A 16,953-nucleotide genomic window follows, 5' to 3' on the forward strand; every position below is an offset into this window, starting at 1 on the left:
CCCCTCTGTCCATGGATATGAACCATTTCCACCGTGGAAGAAAAAGAAACTAAAGAAATCCTCTCAAGGATTCAATCTATGGAGAGGGAACTCTCTTTTTTAAAAGAAAGAGTTTTGTCTCTCGTAAGTCCCGAAACTCCGAAACAGCCAACTCCCCCTGTTTCCAAACCAATCCCAACTGAAATCCACCAAACAGAAGTTCCATTCAATGATGGACCCAATTGGTTTGTACAATGGATCGGTGAAAACTTATTTGTAAAACTCGGGGTGTTTTCCCTTCTACTTGCATCTATATGGTTTTTCTATTTAGCCATTGAAGAGTATTGGATCAATGAATCCGTTCGCATTTGGATAGGCCTCGTTTCTGCCATTCCGATCCTGATTTATGGATACCGTGTCAGAAATACAAGGCCTTATCTTTCCCCAAGCCTATTGGGACTTGGGATAGCTGTCCTCTTTTCTGCTTACTATTCCGGGTATTTGTGGTATGATTTGTATTCTACAGAAACCTGTTTTGTGGGCCTACTCATCCTCAGTTTGACTGCGGTAGCCATTGCCCATGCAGAGAAAAGCGAAGTGTTATTTGGATTTGCTTCCCTTGGAGCCTTTCTTGTCCCGATCCTTCTTTCTACGGGTCAGAATTCTTATCCATTTCTCTTCACATACTTACTCTTATGGAATGTTCTATTTTTTTGGGTAAGGAAAGATACTGGTTGGAAAGTAATCCCGTTACTCCTTCTTGCGGCAAACCACCTAATCTTTGTTGGCTGGGCTAATGACAACTTGGTAGATGCCAAACCATTTTTTCCAATCACTTTCCAAATGGGTGTTTTTGTTTTATTTTTGTTGAGAGAGTTTCAGACTTTAGAAACAACTAAATCTAAGGAACCAATCTTAACTCTAATAACCATTGGTTTTACCTTGGGTCTCGGATTTGTTCAATCCTTTTGGGCTTTCTCTATATTTTATCCGGTCGCAAAACCATTTTTTCTCACAATGTTACTCATTCTATTTTATGGATTGTATGAACGTTCTCTCAGACGAACGAAACTTAGTTTAGAGAAAAAAAGAATCTATGATTTGATTGGTTTATTCGGCCTTCCCTTTATCGTCAGTTTGATTGTGATTGGAACCACAGGAAAACTTTTGGCCTTTAGCCTTATCAGTTTTGCCTTCCTTGTCACCATTGCTTCCACCTATTCCAAACAACTTTATATGTACTGGGCGGCCTTCCCTGTTTGGTTTTTTGCCCTGTTTTATATTTTTGCATTCACCTACCGTTCCCAAAACGAAATCCCATTTCTCAATGGAAGGTTTTTGGTGTTTGCGACAGGGTCTGTGTATTTGGTTCTTTCCTATCTCTATAGTAGAAAGTTCTCTGAGTTCTCAAAAATCTTTTTGTATGCCGCTTATCCGTATTGGTTACTCGGAACCTTTGTAGAAATTTATCTTGGCTTTCCAGAAGAGAAGAAGTTATTCCTCTACACACTCAGTTTGATTCTGTATGGACTTGTGGCTCTCTCCGTCGGATTTGGAAAAAAGATCCAATCTCTCCGCTATGTAGGATTTGGTTCTCTTGCTCTTGTCATTATCAAATTCTATCTTTATGATTTTTGGAATTTGAGTTTAGGATATCGAATTTTGGCAGGTTTATTCTTAGGTGTGACTCTGATCGTCACAGGAACATTATACAATCATTTCAAAAAGGAAACAAAATGAAGCTTAAATACTTACTCCCCATACTATTTTTTATTTCGATCACAACACAAGTAACAAGTCGTCCCCTTGCAGTTCAAAACTTTAAATACAAAAAGGATTTGAAGATTACTGGCAATCTTTCTCCAAACGGAGTTGTAAAACTCATGTTAGATGAAGATATCTACAAACATTCTTTTTATGGAGACCTCCGCATCACACACAATGGAGAGATTGTTCCCTACCATATCCAGAATGCCGAAGAGATTTCCAAAAACACAGAAAAAGTAAAACCAGAACTTTTGTTTTCTAAAAAAGACGATTTAGAAATCTATGTATTGGAACTTCCAAAACTGCCAGAAGGAATGAACTACACAAAACTTTCGGTCTCCAGTGCCTATGACTATGAAACCTCTATCACTCTAAAGTTAGGTGACAACCCGGATAATTTTTTAGATTCAAAAACAGTTTTTCTTTATAAATATGGAAGCCAATCTTCGGGAGAAATTGATTTGGGAGGGACAAAACACCGTTTTCTTCGATTGGAAGCAGAGCCAGGTTCTGATTTAAAATTCCCCACTGCCCTTCGTGCTAAACAAAACAAAAACCTATACTATGAAAAATCTCATACCGTAGTAAATCCCATCCTTGCTGAAGACCATTGTCAATTTTTGTTTCCCAATGAATCACAATCAGCATTCCAAATTCTAAAACTACAATTCGAAGAAGGAAATTGGGAACGAAGGGTCACTGTCCGCGGAAAAATTGACAAAAAGGAATGGGATACCGTATTTGAAGGGACCGTCAGCCATAACAAATCAGAAGGTGTTTATACAGAAGTTCCTCTCTCAAGAACCATTAGTTCGGAATTCGAAATTCAAATTTATGATGGGGAAAATGAAACACTCCACCTAACCAATGTAGTCACAGTGCAACCACTAGAAGAACTCTACTTTTTTGCAAACGTAGATGGAGACAAAGAAGGATATTCACTCTATTATGGAAACCCCTACCAATGGCCGGCAAGTTTTGATTCTTACTCGTATCCTTCTGGTGATGAACTCAAAAATAGTGAGGTAAAATTAGGAACTCTACTTCCCGAATCAGAAAATCCCGATTTTAGTTTCAGCATTTTATACCCACCTATTTCTGGTTATCTGGCGTCTGGATTCTTTTATTTGGGTGTAGCCGCTTTGTTATTTCTACTTTTTTCGATTCTAAGAACCAAACGTTCTGTTCTTTTAGAATCAGAATCTAAATAAACGCAAAGGGCCTCCGACAGCTCACGAAGAATGTATTTCTTCGTGAGACTAAAAGAGGCGTTAGATTAGATACCCTCGTTTTTAAAGATACTAACTACCGAACGGATAATCACTTTGTGGATTGTTTCTTTTCCCAAGATTCCAAAATGGGATTCATCATCGAAAACCAAAGAGGAGGAAAAAGGGCGATGAGAATCATCACTTCATAACCAAAGGGCAATTGAGGGGCCTCTTCAAAATGACGAAGGGCTTGGTAACGTCTCCCTGCGTTGGCATGGTGGTCAGAATGCCTTTGCAATTGAAAAAGAAGAGCATTGGATACAAAGTAATTTTGATTCCAAGAATGGATGGGTAATACCTTTTCAAACTTACCACTAGTAACTTCGTTTCGTTTCAAACCATAGTGTTCGATATAATTTGTCAGTTCCAAAAGGGAAAAGGCAACAAAGGATTGTAAAAGTAAAAACCCGAGAATATCCAAACGAATTCCTTGATGCCCACTAAAATAACTTCCGAGTAGAACCATACTCGTTAGAAAAAGAATCGTAACGACCGTATACCAAACCATTTCATTTCGGTAATGTAAAACTCCGAGTCCCAACTTGGACAAACGTTTTTTCTCCAATTCCCAAGCGGACTTGTAAGCACCTAACACCGTTTGCGGGTAAAATCGATAAAAAGATTGGTTTTTTTGGGAGGAGGCAGGATCGTTCGGTGTAGAAACATGGGTATGATGGCCCCGGTTATGTTCTATATAAAAATGCATATAACAAACAGTCATATAAATCACTTTCGAAAGGAATTGTTCATAACGAGTATTTTTATGCCCCAGTTCATGGCCAACAGTGATTCCAACCCCACCAGTTACGATTCCCACAGCAATTGCAAATAATAGAAACTCTGTAGTGGTGTGAGGGAATAAAGCGATTTGATATACAGACCAAATCACAAATGTTAGCTGAACATAGGCCCAGGTTTCTGTCAGATATCGAAAATAAGAATCATTTTGTAATTCTAAAAAATTGGTATCGGTTGGATTGGAAGTATCTCTCCCAAGAAATAAATCAAGGACTGGCAAAATGAGAAAGACTGTGATAGGGACAATCAAATAAGAAAGTCCCCCGATGCCTTCTGCAAATACTGTCAAAATCGGCAAAACATAACAGAGTAAAAAGCTAAGTCGTTTGGTGAGAGTCATAAACCCACCTCCTTATTCTTTGCTTTGAAACAATACCTTCAAGTTCTCCAAACCTTCAAAAAGTGCAGGCCAACCAGTTTCTTCCGTCGCTTTATTTTTCAAAAACAAAGCTCCTAGAAAAAAAGACAAAAAAGCCTTTCCACTCATGACACTTGCATCTGCAGGAAAAAATCGGTCCAAAGCGGTTCGATAAGCTGCAAAAGAATCCTCAACCAGTTGTGTTAGTTCTGTCGATTCACTGAGTTGTCTTTTTACGTCCACCGCGAGTAACATCAGATTCATAAAATGAGTCTCACGCGAACCAACAAAGTTCATAATGTCCGCTAACCCCGAATGATTTTCTGAAAGCTCTGTAATCTCTTTGGCATCAATGGCCACAACCTGCCTTACCATAGAGGCAAAGAGAATCTCCTTCGTTGGAAAGTAATGGTAAAGAGTTCCCGTAGAAACCCCGAGCTCTTTAGACAACTCGCGCATCGAAACCGAAGAAACTCCCTTGGCCACAAAAATAGGCATACACTTAGTCAAAAGCTCTACCCGATACAAATCGTGATCGACTATCTTTGGCATCTGAGAAAGTCCTGCTTTTTACCGAACGATCGTTTTAAATAATTACTTTTACCACAGTTTGTCCATCTTTTTTTCTTAACTGCAATGAATTCCCATTTTTCCCGATTTCTTTCCATAATGTCTACGTCCTTCCCCTAGTCCATCTTCCCCAGGTCACTCGGATTTAAGGGAATAGGCACAAGTACGAAGCGAGGATGGGAAAATTCAAGCGAGAAAAGGGGTCCAAAACCCCGAGACCGACTAAAGCAGAGAAGTAAAAGGGAAAGCTGTTCGATTTTTGACATAGAGGCTCACCGGAACCGTCGAATAGATTGAAACTAAAAAGATAGGTATCAAATGAACCAGAAAATCCATATCCTCCTCGGGACAACGCTCCTCGCATTGTTTTTCAACTGTACGGGAACCAGGCCAGACTCCCTTGGAATCAAATCCGAGAGATTGGCCGACTGTCCAAAGACACCTAACTGCGTCAGCAGTTTTGCCAACCCAACTGACAAAGAACACTACCGTAACCCAGTTCCTTATAAAAAATCCCTAAAAGATGCTTATTTGGTTTTGAGAGGAAGGTTGGAAGTTTCTCCTCGAACAAAGATCATAGAGGAAAATCCGAATTACATTTATGCAGAATTTACATCTAGACTTTTGAGGTATGTAGATGACGTAGAATTCTATTTCGATGAGAAAAATAAACTCCTTCACTTCCGATCTGCCTCTCGGTTAGGGAAATCGGATTTTGGAGTGAACCGAAATCGAATCGAAACGATACTCAAGGACTTAGAAATCTAACAGAAATCTGTTAAACTTTCTAAACCCTCTTTTCTTTACTTAAACTTTTTTGTGATTTGCGTGAATTTCCTGAAGGGAATTCACTGAAAATCCTTTGTCCTTCATTTCCACCAAACCATGGATCAATGCCTTGGCGGCTTGCGCCGTAGTCAAACAAGGAACCTTATATTTAATCGCTGCTTGGCGAATCGTAAAAGCATTTTCACGTGTGACTCTTGACAGAGGAGTATTGATGATCAGATGGATTTTTTTCTCTTTGATATAATCAATCACGTTCGGGAAGTATCCGTCGTAAATTTTGTTAATTTTACTAGATAGAATTCCGTTATCAGAAAGGAATTTATGTGTTCCTTCTGTTGCGATAATATTATAACCTAAGTTAGATAAAGAACGAACCGATTCGAGTAACTCTTTTTTTGTTTTATCATTGATAGTCACAAATACGGTTCCGTGTTTCGGTGGTTCTTCACCCGCCATAATCTGAGCTTTAACAAAGGCTTCCCCTTTTGTCAAAGCAACACCCATCACTTCCCCAGTGGATCTCATTTCCGGGCCAAGGATTGTATCCACACCCGGAAATTTACTAAAAGGCAAAACTGCTTCTTTCACTGTAATCATAGGTGCAGAAAAACGTTTCCCTAGTTTAAAGGAAGCCAAAGGTTCACCTAACATCAATCGAACTGCAATTTTCACTACAGGAATTCCTATTGATTTGGCAACAAAAGGAACTGTTCTTGAAGCGCGTGGATTCACTTCTAATACATACAAAGTTTCGTCTTTAATAGCATATTGAACGTTGATTAAACCCTTCACATCTAATTCTAAAGCCAAACGATACGTTGCTTCTTCAATTTCTTGCAACATACGTTGTGAAATGTTCTGTGGCGGCAATACACAAGCAGAGTCACCTGAGTGAATCCCCGCTTCTTCAATATGTTCCATAATCCCCGCAATGAATACATCCTTTCCATCACAAAGTGCATCTACATCCACTTCAACAGCATCTTGCAAAAAGGAATCTACAAGAAGTGGCCGATCTTCCGACACTTCTTCTGCTTCTTCCATGTATTTATCTAGTTCAGATTCTTCGTTTACTATGAGCATCGCCCTTCCACCTAACACGTAAGATGGTCTCACAAGAACAGGGTATCCAATCTTTCTTGCAATCTCTCTTGCTTTGTCTTTGGAGGCAGCAATTCCATTATCAGGTGACTTTAAGTTGAGTTTTTCTAAAACCTCAGCAAAACGTTTTCTATCTTCCGCACGGTCAATGGAATCTGGACTTGTTCCCAGAATGGGAACTCCTCGTTTTTCCAATTCTTTCGCTAGTTTTAAAGGAGTTTGTCCACCTAACTGAACGATGACGCCATCTGGTTTTTCTTTTTTGAAAATTGCCATCACGTCTTCAAGGCTTAAAGGTTCAAAATACAATCTGTCCGAAGTATCATAATCGGTAGAAACTGTTTCTGGATTGGAATTGACCATAATGGATTCCACCCCTGCTTCCTGTAGGGAAAAGGAAGCATGGCAACAACAATAGTCGAACTCAATCCCTTGTCCAATTCGGTTGGGCCCACCACCGAGAATCATTACTTTCTTTTTAGAAGTTACATCAGATTCATCTTCCTCATCATAAGAGGAATACATATAAGGAGTAAAGGCTTCGAATTCACCGGCGCAAGTATCAATCCGTTTGTAAACTGGATGAATGTTCTTTTCTTCTAAGTATTTTTCAATAGATTCCTCTTCTTCACGAAGAGTTTTTTCTACTTTGGCTTTGGTAATTTCAATAGCAGCACCACTGCGAACTTGGGCCAGGATTTGTTCTTCTTTAGTAAGGAAAGCAAGTTGGCGGTTGGAAAAACCTGCCTTTTTCATTTCTTCAATGATGGCTTTTCCCTCTTTACGAAACCTGTTTTCTAACTGGTATAACTCTTCAAATTGATAGAGAAACCAAGGATCAATTTTACAAATCTCAAAAATTTCTTCGACACTCATCCCAAAATCAAAAGCCATCTTTACATAGAATATTCGTTTGTCAGTGGGACGTTTCACTTTCGCGGTAAGCCAGGTTTTTCTTTCTTCTTTTGGGATAGATTCCCATTCTAAAAGTTCTTTTAGATATCCATCACTTCCAAAACCGAATCTGTCAGTTTCCAAAGAACGAAGTGCTTTTTGAAAACTTTCCTTGAAGTTACGACCAATGGCCATAGCTTCCCCTACAGCTTTCATTTGAACACCTAAGGTATTATCAGAACCTGGAAATTTTTCGAAGGCAAACCTTGGGATCTTGGTCACCACGTAATCAATAGATGGTTCAAAACTTGCTGGTGTGACTCGAGTGATATCGTTTCTGATCTCATCTAAAGTATATCCAATCGATAAAAGAGCCGCAATTTTTGCGATCGGGAATCCGGTTGCCTTCGATGCCAATGCAGAAGATCTGGAAACACGCGGGTTCATTTCAATGACGATGACATCACCATTTTCGGGATTCACAGCAAACTGGATATTGGATCCACCTGTTTCCACTCCGATTTCTCGGATGATATCAATGGACATATCACGAAGTCTTTGGTATTCTTTATCGCTTAACGTCTGTTGTGGTGCTACAGTAATGGAATCTCCTGTATGAACACCCATCGGGTCTAAATTTTCGATAGAACAAATGATGACTACGTTATCAGCGAGGTCTCTCATTACTTCCAACTCAAACTCTTTCCAACCCATGACAGATTCTTCAACTAATATTTGTGATATGGGGGATGCTGAAAGGCCTTGTTGGGCAATTTCTTCAAATTCAGATTCCTCATAACAAGTTCCACCACCAGTTCCACCTAAAGTAAATGCAGGTCTAATAATAATAGGAAATCCAATTTCATCTTTAGCTTTCCTTGCGGCATCCATGTCGGATACCATAAAGGATTTTGCGACTCGTATCCCGAGTTTTTCCATCGCTTGTTTGAATAGATCTCTATCTTCTGCTTTACGAATGGCCTCAACCTTAGCGCCAATAAGTTCGACATTATATTTTTCTAAAACACCTTCCTTATGAAGTGCTAAAGCTAAATTTAAAGCAGTTTGTCCACCTACTGTTGGTAAGATGGCATCTGGTTTTTCTTTTTTGATAATTTTTTCTAAAACAGGAACCGTGAGTGGTTCGATATAAGTGGCATCGGCAAGATCGGGATCCGTCATAATCGTAGCCGGATTTGAATTTACGAGGATGACTCGTATTCCTTTTTCCCTGAGAGCTTTAGTTGCCTGAGTCCCAGAGTAGTCAAATTCACATGCCTGCCCGATGACGATAGGTCCGGATCCGATGATCAAAATTGATTTTAAGTCGTTACGTTGCGGCATAGTTTCCTCTTTTTCCTTATTTAGTTTTCATTAGTTTCTGATAAAGAACTTGGTATTAAATACTCTCCTGCGAGAGTCGCATCTTCCCACTGGATCACCGTTTTGTACAAAATATCTTTCAATTTTGCTGCATCGGGGTGATGGGGATAAAGATTTTTCCTATTGAGAGGATCTTTTTTTCGATCATACAACTCAAAGACCACACCTTGACGTGTGGGAATATAAATTAATTTATAATTAGAATTTTGAATCGATCTATGTTTTGAAAAAGCAATGGTTTCTCTGTAGATGGGATCTGTGATCATAATCTGGTAGTCTTCTTCAGGAACCACTTGGTGGAGAGCTAAGATATTGGGATAAGGAATCCTTTGTTTTTGAAAGAAGTGGTCACCCGTATCAGAAAACCAAATCCCGGTTTCCGCATAAACAGACCTCTCCTCTTCCCAATCGGTTTTTCCAAGGATCGGCAGTAGTGACTTCCCAGGAAACTTTGATTTGGCGGATATTCCAAAATATTCCATCAGAGTGGGATAGATATCCACACTGGATGTGATTCCAAAAAAATCGTGATCTGTTTTTGTTTCTATGCCTGACTTGGGAAATTTAATCAGTAAAGGTACATGCGTTACCGCTTCCCCTCGTAAGTGTTCGCCGTGCCCTTGTCCATGGACATCTTCATACAAAGCCTCGCCATGGTCGGCGGTGAGAATGATGATGGCTTCGTCATAAATCCCTCGTGCCTTTAGTTCCGAAATAATTTCACCAAATTCAGCATCGAATGCATATACGGCACTAGCAAAGAGTCCACGAATTTGTTTAGTTTCCTCTGCATTGGGAACGGCCGAATTTGTAGGATCCACAAACTTTAAATACTTATACTTCCCATAGTAATCAGGATCTGTAAATGATTTGTAGTAAGGATAAGCGGGTGTGTATGGAAAATGAATGACACTGGAAAAGTAAGTTACCGAGTAAGGTGAATTCCCTTCTCTTTTGGTGATCGAACGAAATCGGTCGAGGATACGACTCCCATCTCCCCATGTGGACAGTCCGTCCATTTCCTCCAAATACATACCCCCAGAAAACCAAGAGCCAGTTAAAAAAGGCAAAAGGAATAACTGTGATTCCGCAGTCCTTTGCACTGTCATAATACGCGCGTTAAAGTTTGGTGCGAGGACTTCATCAAATCCGAAGTTAGCACGGGGAAAAATATCAGCAGCAAAACTACCGACCGCATAACTCCTGTATCCCAATCCATGTAACATCTGTTGGATGGTAGGAAAAGAGGCCGATCCAATTCTTTGTTTTTCTTCCGGAGAGGGGAACATATCGCGGACCTTATGACTCATGGAATATTGTCCGGTCAAAAGATCCGCCCAACTAGGGAAGGTGCGTGGAATGGTGGTATGGTGGTCGTGAAATACAAAACTATCTTTGGAAAAGGAATCAATATTTGGTGTGATACTTTTACCACCAATTTTGAATCCAATTTTATCATAACGAAGAGAGTCCGCTGATAAAATAAAAATGGGAGGTTTTCCTTTTTCTTTCGAATGAGTGAGAGCCTCAATTTGATTCCAAACACTAGGTACTAAATAAATAAATACGAGTAGGAAAAGTATCAGTCCATAGGACTTGATATGAATCCTCTGGTATTGTTTCCCTTGCCAAAAAAGAATCACAAAATAAAGAATTCCCACCAGGTAATATCCAGAGGAATGAACAAGACCAAGGACTAGCACATGGACGAGCGCAAAAAAACTTTCTTTGGATTTGTGAAGATAAATTTGCCAAAAGAGGAGAAACAAAAATCCCAAAAGCAGAGAGCCCAAAACCAAACTAAAGTAACCGGGACTTGTATGGTCGGTTAAAAAATATAAAAAGGAGGCAAATGAAGGATAACGAAAGAAAAAGAACTCACCATAAATTTGTGGAAAACTAACCATCGATTGGCAAAGGGCCAAACATTCTATGACGAGAACTGAAAGTGATAAAACATACCCAGATACTTCTTTTCGGTTTAGGAAATGGTAAACCAAGTAAACGAGAGAGAAGAGAGCGAGGTGCAAAAAAAGCGAAACCGAAAAAACTTTGAAGGTGGTAGAGAGATAAACCCCAAAAAAAGCACCTAAGTATTGTTTGAGGAAGTCACCTACATCGACTCCCATAATGGTAAAACTTGTATTAAAGATTAAAAAAAATAAATAAAAAAAAACCGTAAACCAAAGGGAGATTTTAAGGATTCGGATTGGGAAAAGAGGGGCTTGGTTCGGACCCATTAGAGTCATCATTCCAGAACCCCCGATTCCGTAAACTTTTCCTAGTCCCCGTTTTCCGAAATCCTCACAGTTTCGTTCGGCCATTCCGCATGCGTTTCGGGAGAATACATGGCCTCAACCCTTGTGGCAGGCATTTGGAAATTCCCTGAATGGTTCAACCGAAAGCTATGTTCCAAGGTATGAGTTCCCTTTGGCAAATATTCAAAATACGCTCTGTACTGGGAGAGGGTCTTTTCTTCAAAACTTAAGTAGTAGGAAGTATCACCCGCCTTCCCCTCCTGCGTGATGATAGACTCCCGGCCAAAACCTCGCCCCAGAGGGAGGGATCCCGGCGGAATCGGATCTTCTACCACCACCCAAGTTTTATCTGAGTCCGCTTGGATCTCGATGGTCACTCGAACCGTATCACCTTTCGAAAGGATTCCTGGTTTTGCCACTTGGATCGGCTCAAAAGTTCGTTTCAACCGGTATCCGCTAGAGATCGGAGCCTTTAAAGGAAGGATCGAATTCACAGACCATTCCACCCAAGGTTTTCCTTTTCCTTCATAACTCACAGAAACAGATTCCGGCGTAGTTCCAATGGTCTGTGTTACCATTTGTTTTCCGTTAGGTTCTAAACTTAACGTTTCTTTTGCCGATTGGATTTTTAATTTTCCACCAGTGACTTTTTCTGATTCCAGAAGTTTACTCACTCGGTCAAAAACCAAAATAGAATACGCGTTGCCGAGGGTGGTATCATAACTTCCCCGTTTTTGCATTTTGATAAACCCTTTGATGAGCCGAGGCATATCTTTTTTATAACTTGGTTCTGCAAATGCCCAAAGTAAAAGTTTCGCCATGGTATAATCACGGCTTCCCAAAATCCACCAAGGGTTGGTGAAACTAGAATCAGCAACCACAAGTTCAGAACCTTGGATATTGAGTCTTGAGCGCAGAGTGCTTGTCAGGCGAGATTTCACAGAACTATCTCCCCCATTCACTCTTCCCCAAATTTCAGCCAGGTCAACGAGAGAAGCTGTCGGTAAAAATTCAATTCCGTCGAAAATAGGACGCACCTGTTCCCACTCATACGTTTGGTATCTAGTAAGGGCTTCCCAAACAATGATCCTTCGAACTACAGAGTCTGCCCCAAATTTATAACGCTCCCCACTCACACGACCTTCTAAATACCCTTGTAGTCCTGCCATCATTCGTGCCAAAGAATCCTCGGGAATTTTTTGATTTGTGAGACTTGCCGATGTCAAGACATAAGCGGTTAGAATTTCACTTCCATGTTCCATTCGAGCGAAGTATTTCACAAGCCCATCATAATCCAAAAAGGAATTTAAGTCGCTGAACACATCGTTCCATTGTGCTTCCGATTTGAGTCCGATGGCTTTCGAAACACGTTGTTCCATACAATAGTAAGGATAGTTTTGAAAGTAGGTTTGGATTCCGCTAAGGCTTGTAAGAATCGTAGGAGAGGCTTTCCAAACCATCTTACCAGAGTTTGGTTTAGATCCCTCTGGCACTTGCACCGATTCTTTGATGGGAGATTCATATAAAAAGAGTCCCGCTTGGTAGACCCTTTCTGAATCCACTGGCAAAACCTTCTGTTCCACAGAGATTTGATCAAGAACAGTGCCATTCGGTGCAGACACTTCTAAATGGAACTTCCGTTTGGTGGTGTTTTCTGGAACCGTTAAATCCCAAAAAACAACCTTGGTTTCCCCTGAACCCAAAATAGCTGATTTTGTTTCTAACTCTTCTTTTACATCCGCTCCATTCTTTAAATCCGTCACAGAAAGGCGCAAACGAAGTTGTTCCTTTATTTCGCCGGCATTCCTTAGAGTCACTTCATGACGAAGAGTATCACCTAACCGGACCACTGGTGGAATTCCAGAAAAGGATTGGATTTTTTGTGTGGTTTGGATCTTGGCAAACCCAGTTCCAAATTCTTTAGCTCCCGAAGTGGCAACGGCTACAATTCGAAAACTCGTTAGGGAATCATTCAAAGGGAAACTAAACTTTAGTTTTCCATCTTTTCCCACGATGGCTTTTCCTTTCCAATAGAGTAAGGTATCAAAAAGAGAACGAGTGGATTGTTTTCCGCCCCCGCCCCCTTCTGGTTTTGCCTTTAGGCCAAAATGTCTTTTCCCAATGATTTGTGACTGAGCTGTAGAGGTTCCCACCAAATGAGGCCTTGTTCCCATCATCACATCAAGTAGGTTCCAGGTAGGGTTCGGTGAAAGTTCGAGGAGTGCTTCGTCCACAACAGCGAGTGTGACCTCCGTGGATTCTAAAGGAAGTTTTCCATCAGAGGTTTTGATCTCCAGTTCTACGTTGGCAGTTTCTCTTACTTGGTAGAGTTTTTTCTCAGGGTTCACTGCTACGGACAGAGTGTACGGTTTGGAACCCACTTTTAACATGGTTAGGCCAAATCGGTAACCTGGTTTTGCTAAGTCTACAAGCCCCGTGGGTTTTGGTTCTCCCACCCGACCGCGCACAAGAAATACCGATACATATACGTTAGGTGCATATTCCTTTTTGATAGGAATGGAGATCACAGGATCTTTTCCTGAGACCGGTGTCACAAAATAATCCAAAACACCTTCCCGTTCTAAACTGACAAGGGCCGTTGCTTCCCGAAAAGGTGAGCGAATTTGTACTTTGATGGTTTCTCCGACATCGACAGAACGTTTTTCGGGTAGGATGTCCATTCGGTTGTGATCACTCACATCAAACCAAGCTTCTTGTTTGGAACTCACCCAAACACTGTATCCAGAACTTGTAAGATTTCCTTCTGAATCTTTGGTTTCTGCAAGAAATACAATATCACCCACGCTAGGCGATTTTCCTTCACAAATGAGTATCCCTTTGGAGTCTGTTTTTCCTTCACAGAATTCTCCAAGTTTTGTGACTTCTTCATAATGTTCGTAGGCATAAAATCCTCCCACAAGACGTTTGCGGTTGGAATAAAATTCTCTTTTGTAGGCTGTGACTTTTATTTTCTGGGAACTAAGTGCTTTGTCCTTTGAATCCAGAGCCACTAACTGAAGTTTGACGTTATCTTCTGTAAACAACCAACCATCCGGTAAAATTCCCAAATGCACTTCGGCAGGGGAAACGGGAAAACTTCTAGATACGGTTTGGATTTCTCCGGAAGGATCGGAATATTCCATTTCCACTTGAAAACTTCCATAACCTGAAACGGGTTTTAATCCACTAAACGTATATTGTAAAAAACCCTTATCATCAGTTTTTAAAGCTGTAGAAAGAATTGCCGGTTTGGATTCCTCTGCCTCTTCTTCCTCATACCCACTGGCCTTCCACTTTCCTTCTTTTATTGTTTCCGGGGAGAAGGAAAAAGCAGAGTATTCTTCTTTCGGCGAGTAATGGCTTGCCACCACTTGGGAACGAATTTTGACGGGAAAACTTCCGGCACCTCCCCCGGATAGGTATTCGAGCCCAAATAAAACTTTAGATTCTTTCGGAGAGACTAACTCTTGTTTACTGCCTGCAAGTTGGATATTTCCTTTCACTACGGGAAGACGGAATTCTTCCACTCGAAACTGTGCGACCGTTTCCCCATAACTCGAGTCATCATTTGAATAAGGATAATATACGATATACACCCCATGTTTAGCGGTTTTGGGAATTTTGAATTCAGATTCAGAGTGTCCCGGAAAAGACCAAACCAAAGGCAATGGGTAGGCTTCGCCCGAACCTTCGTGTTTGATGATGACTTGCGATGGATAGTCTTTGGGTTCTGCGGGCATAAGGCCTTTATTTCCGAAACCACGCCGAACATGTTTTAGGTGGACTGTTTCCCCTTTTTTAAATAAGGTTCTGTCAAGAACGATGGATTTAATTTCTTTAGAAGAACCGAGAGTTGTACTTGGCAATTGGTAACGCCAACTTTCGATCCCTTTGTCCCAGGTGCTTGAGGTAAAACTGATATCATCATTTTTTTGAACAAAGATGGTAAGTCCAGAACCTAACTCATGATAACCGCAGTAGGGAACCTCTTGGAAACTTAAATTTCCAAAGAGCATACTCCCGTCTTTACCCGTGATCCCTGCTCCCCGTAAATTTCCCTTACAGTCCAAAATTTTAATTTGGACTCCTGCTTCGGGTAGCCCTTGGTCAAGGTTTGTCACCCAAACAAGACTTGTATCTTTGCCCCATTTGAAATGAGCGGAGAGGTTTGTGACAAGGGCAGCACTCGAGACATACATCTTTCCTTTTTTTTCAAGAAGACTATTCCCGAGGATATCACTCGCAAGTTCTACCACATAAAACCCAGGTGTTTCGAGGGGGATTCCCACCACTTCCATTGGTTTTTTCCCATTGGGTTTGGGAAGAGAGAAAGAGGTGATACTCGTGTTCGCTGGTGGATTTTGAAATACAGATTGTTCGCGTTCCCTTGAGGAAAGGATTTGGAACCATTTTTGGATCTCTAAAATATCCATAGTCTTTTGGCTTTTACCACCTACCCCGAGAGAAATCGATTTCATAGGAAGATTGGCTTCTAAATTACGAACTGAGACTGGTAACGCAGGTTTAACTTTCGATTCTAAAATTCCAAATTTAGCTCCGAACTTAGCAAGGGGTGGGAACTCATCCGTTTTAAATTTTAAAGGGAAGGACGCTTGGTTCGACAAACTTCTGTTTGTATCATCTTCTAACTCTGGAATCCGAATTTCAAATTCGCTGTTTTCGGGAAAGGGTCCAGGAAAACTCACCCATTCATAAAATTCGTTTCCCCTTTCCGCCATTGGAGACTGTGGGTATTCCTTTCCGTCTTTGGAAACTAAATTGATTTTTTGTAATAAGGAACGAGAGACCGCCGAACTAAACGAAAGCGAAACAGGGAGGATAGGAATACAATCTGCTTTTGCATTTACACGCTCACAAGTAAACCGGACAGAAAATACAGGTCGCACCGTAAAAGACAAAACTTCATCCTCTCGGATCTCCCCACCCCAAATGGATTTTGTTCCCTTACCGAGTACCAATTGGATTTGTCTTTCCGGTAAAAAAGTTTGTTTGGATTTGATAAGAACTGTTTCGTCCCTATCCGTATCTCCCGTAGACTTTAAGATCGCTTTTCTTTCAGAACCTGTCACAAGGACAATCGGGATCCGGTTTCCTAGTTCTTCCGAGCGAAAGTAAGTATACTTTTGAAAAGATGCGAGATCCGGTTTTGCATCTAAGTGTAAAACAAAAATTTGATCTTCTGCGATGGAAGATCCCTGGTAAGGAGAGGAATATTGGACAGAAGGCCCTCCCGTATGAAAGGAAAAGTTCCTTTCCCCTTGGACCTGCTCCCCACTCAAAGTTTTGGTTCCCTCTTTTAGTTGGAACGAACATTCCACACCGCCCGGAAGTTCTTTTTCAAATTCATAAACCCAGGTGGTTGAGTCAAGAAACCGGCTTGTTCCGGGGAGGGGGCACTTGATTTGAAAGATATCGATTTTTGGCCGGATGTCCCCGAGAGAAACCATGGGTTTTGTGAACCGTACGGTCACTTGTTTGGGCTGTTTGACAAATCCATTGGGGGTGAAAAATTCTATTGTTGCAGGAAGGGATTGAGAATCATCCGAACGAACCAAAAACAAGGAAAGGAAGAGAAAAAGAAAAAGCTGGCGCTTTGCAAACATGACAGAATTTAAAAACAGGGAAGTGTCTTGGAAAGAAAAAAAAGAAAATCAGGGATATTGACCCCTCCCTGCGGGTATCATAAGGAGAAACATCTATGAACAGAATTTAGACCCTAAAGAGGGGGGAAAGGTTCCCCTTTTATTCAAAGTAAACAAAAGTT

General features: G+C 40.9%; 8 protein-coding genes. 3 read left to right on the forward strand and 5 right to left on the reverse strand.

All coding sequences use genetic code 11. The features are described from left to right. Positions 1-33 precede the first annotated feature (33 nt). A complete protein-coding gene (locus LEP1GSC199_RS09890) occupies positions 34-1,719 on the forward strand; it encodes a DUF2339 domain-containing protein (RefSeq protein WP_002981226.1) in 1,686 nt (561 codons plus the stop codon). Next, positions 1,716-2,957: a hypothetical protein gene (locus tag LEP1GSC199_RS09895; RefSeq protein WP_002981627.1), complete on the forward strand. Its 1,242-nt coding sequence runs from the start codon at positions 1,716-1,718 to the stop codon at positions 2,955-2,957. Before LEP1GSC199_RS09890 ends, LEP1GSC199_RS09895 begins: the two co-directional genes overlap by 4 nt. 109 nt (positions 2,958-3,066) lie before the next feature. Here the strand turns inward: LEP1GSC199_RS09895 and LEP1GSC199_RS09900 are convergent, their stop codons facing one another. Continuing rightward, positions 3,067-4,155, reverse strand: a complete 1,089-nt coding sequence (locus LEP1GSC199_RS09900; RefSeq protein ID WP_002981294.1) for an alkane 1-monooxygenase — start codon at positions 4,153-4,155, stop codon at positions 3,067-3,069. Between the two features lie 12 nt (positions 4,156-4,167). After that, positions 4,168-4,671, reverse strand: a complete 504-nt coding sequence (locus tag LEP1GSC199_RS09905) for a TetR/AcrR family transcriptional regulator (RefSeq protein WP_002981602.1) — start codon at positions 4,669-4,671, stop codon at positions 4,168-4,170. 390 nt (positions 4,672-5,061) lie between these two features. Between LEP1GSC199_RS09905 and LEP1GSC199_RS09910 the strand changes: the two genes are divergently transcribed. Then, positions 5,062-5,511, forward strand: coding sequence for a DUF1499 domain-containing protein (locus LEP1GSC199_RS09910; RefSeq protein ID WP_002981385.1), 450 nt, complete (start codon positions 5,062-5,064; stop codon positions 5,509-5,511). A 39-nt stretch (positions 5,512-5,550) separates the two neighbouring features. Here LEP1GSC199_RS09910 and carB read toward each other — a convergent pair whose 3' ends face one another. From carB to LEP1GSC199_RS09925, 3 genes are read right to left on the reverse strand one after another with little or no spacing between them, the layout of a single operon-like run. Continuing rightward, complete coding sequence (gene carB / locus LEP1GSC199_RS09915) at positions 5,551-8,871, reverse strand: carbamoyl-phosphate synthase large subunit (RefSeq protein ID WP_002981316.1); 3,321 nt, start codon at positions 8,869-8,871, stop codon at positions 5,551-5,553. A 20-nt stretch (positions 8,872-8,891) separates the two neighbouring features. Continuing rightward, a complete protein-coding gene (locus LEP1GSC199_RS09920; RefSeq protein WP_002981620.1) occupies positions 8,892-11,150 on the reverse strand; it encodes a sulfatase family protein in 2,259 nt (752 codons plus the stop codon). A 41-nt stretch (positions 11,151-11,191) separates the two neighbouring features. Continuing rightward, positions 11,192-16,792, reverse strand: coding sequence for an alpha-2-macroglobulin family protein (locus tag LEP1GSC199_RS09925; RefSeq protein WP_039926494.1), 5,601 nt, complete (start codon positions 16,790-16,792; stop codon positions 11,192-11,194). Positions 16,793-16,953 lie beyond the last annotated feature (161 nt).

The organism is Leptospira vanthielii serovar Holland str. Waz Holland = ATCC 700522, assembly GCF_000332455.1.
GTDB classification, from domain to species: Bacteria; Spirochaetota; Leptospiria; order Leptospirales; family Leptospiraceae; genus Leptospira_A; species Leptospira_A vanthielii.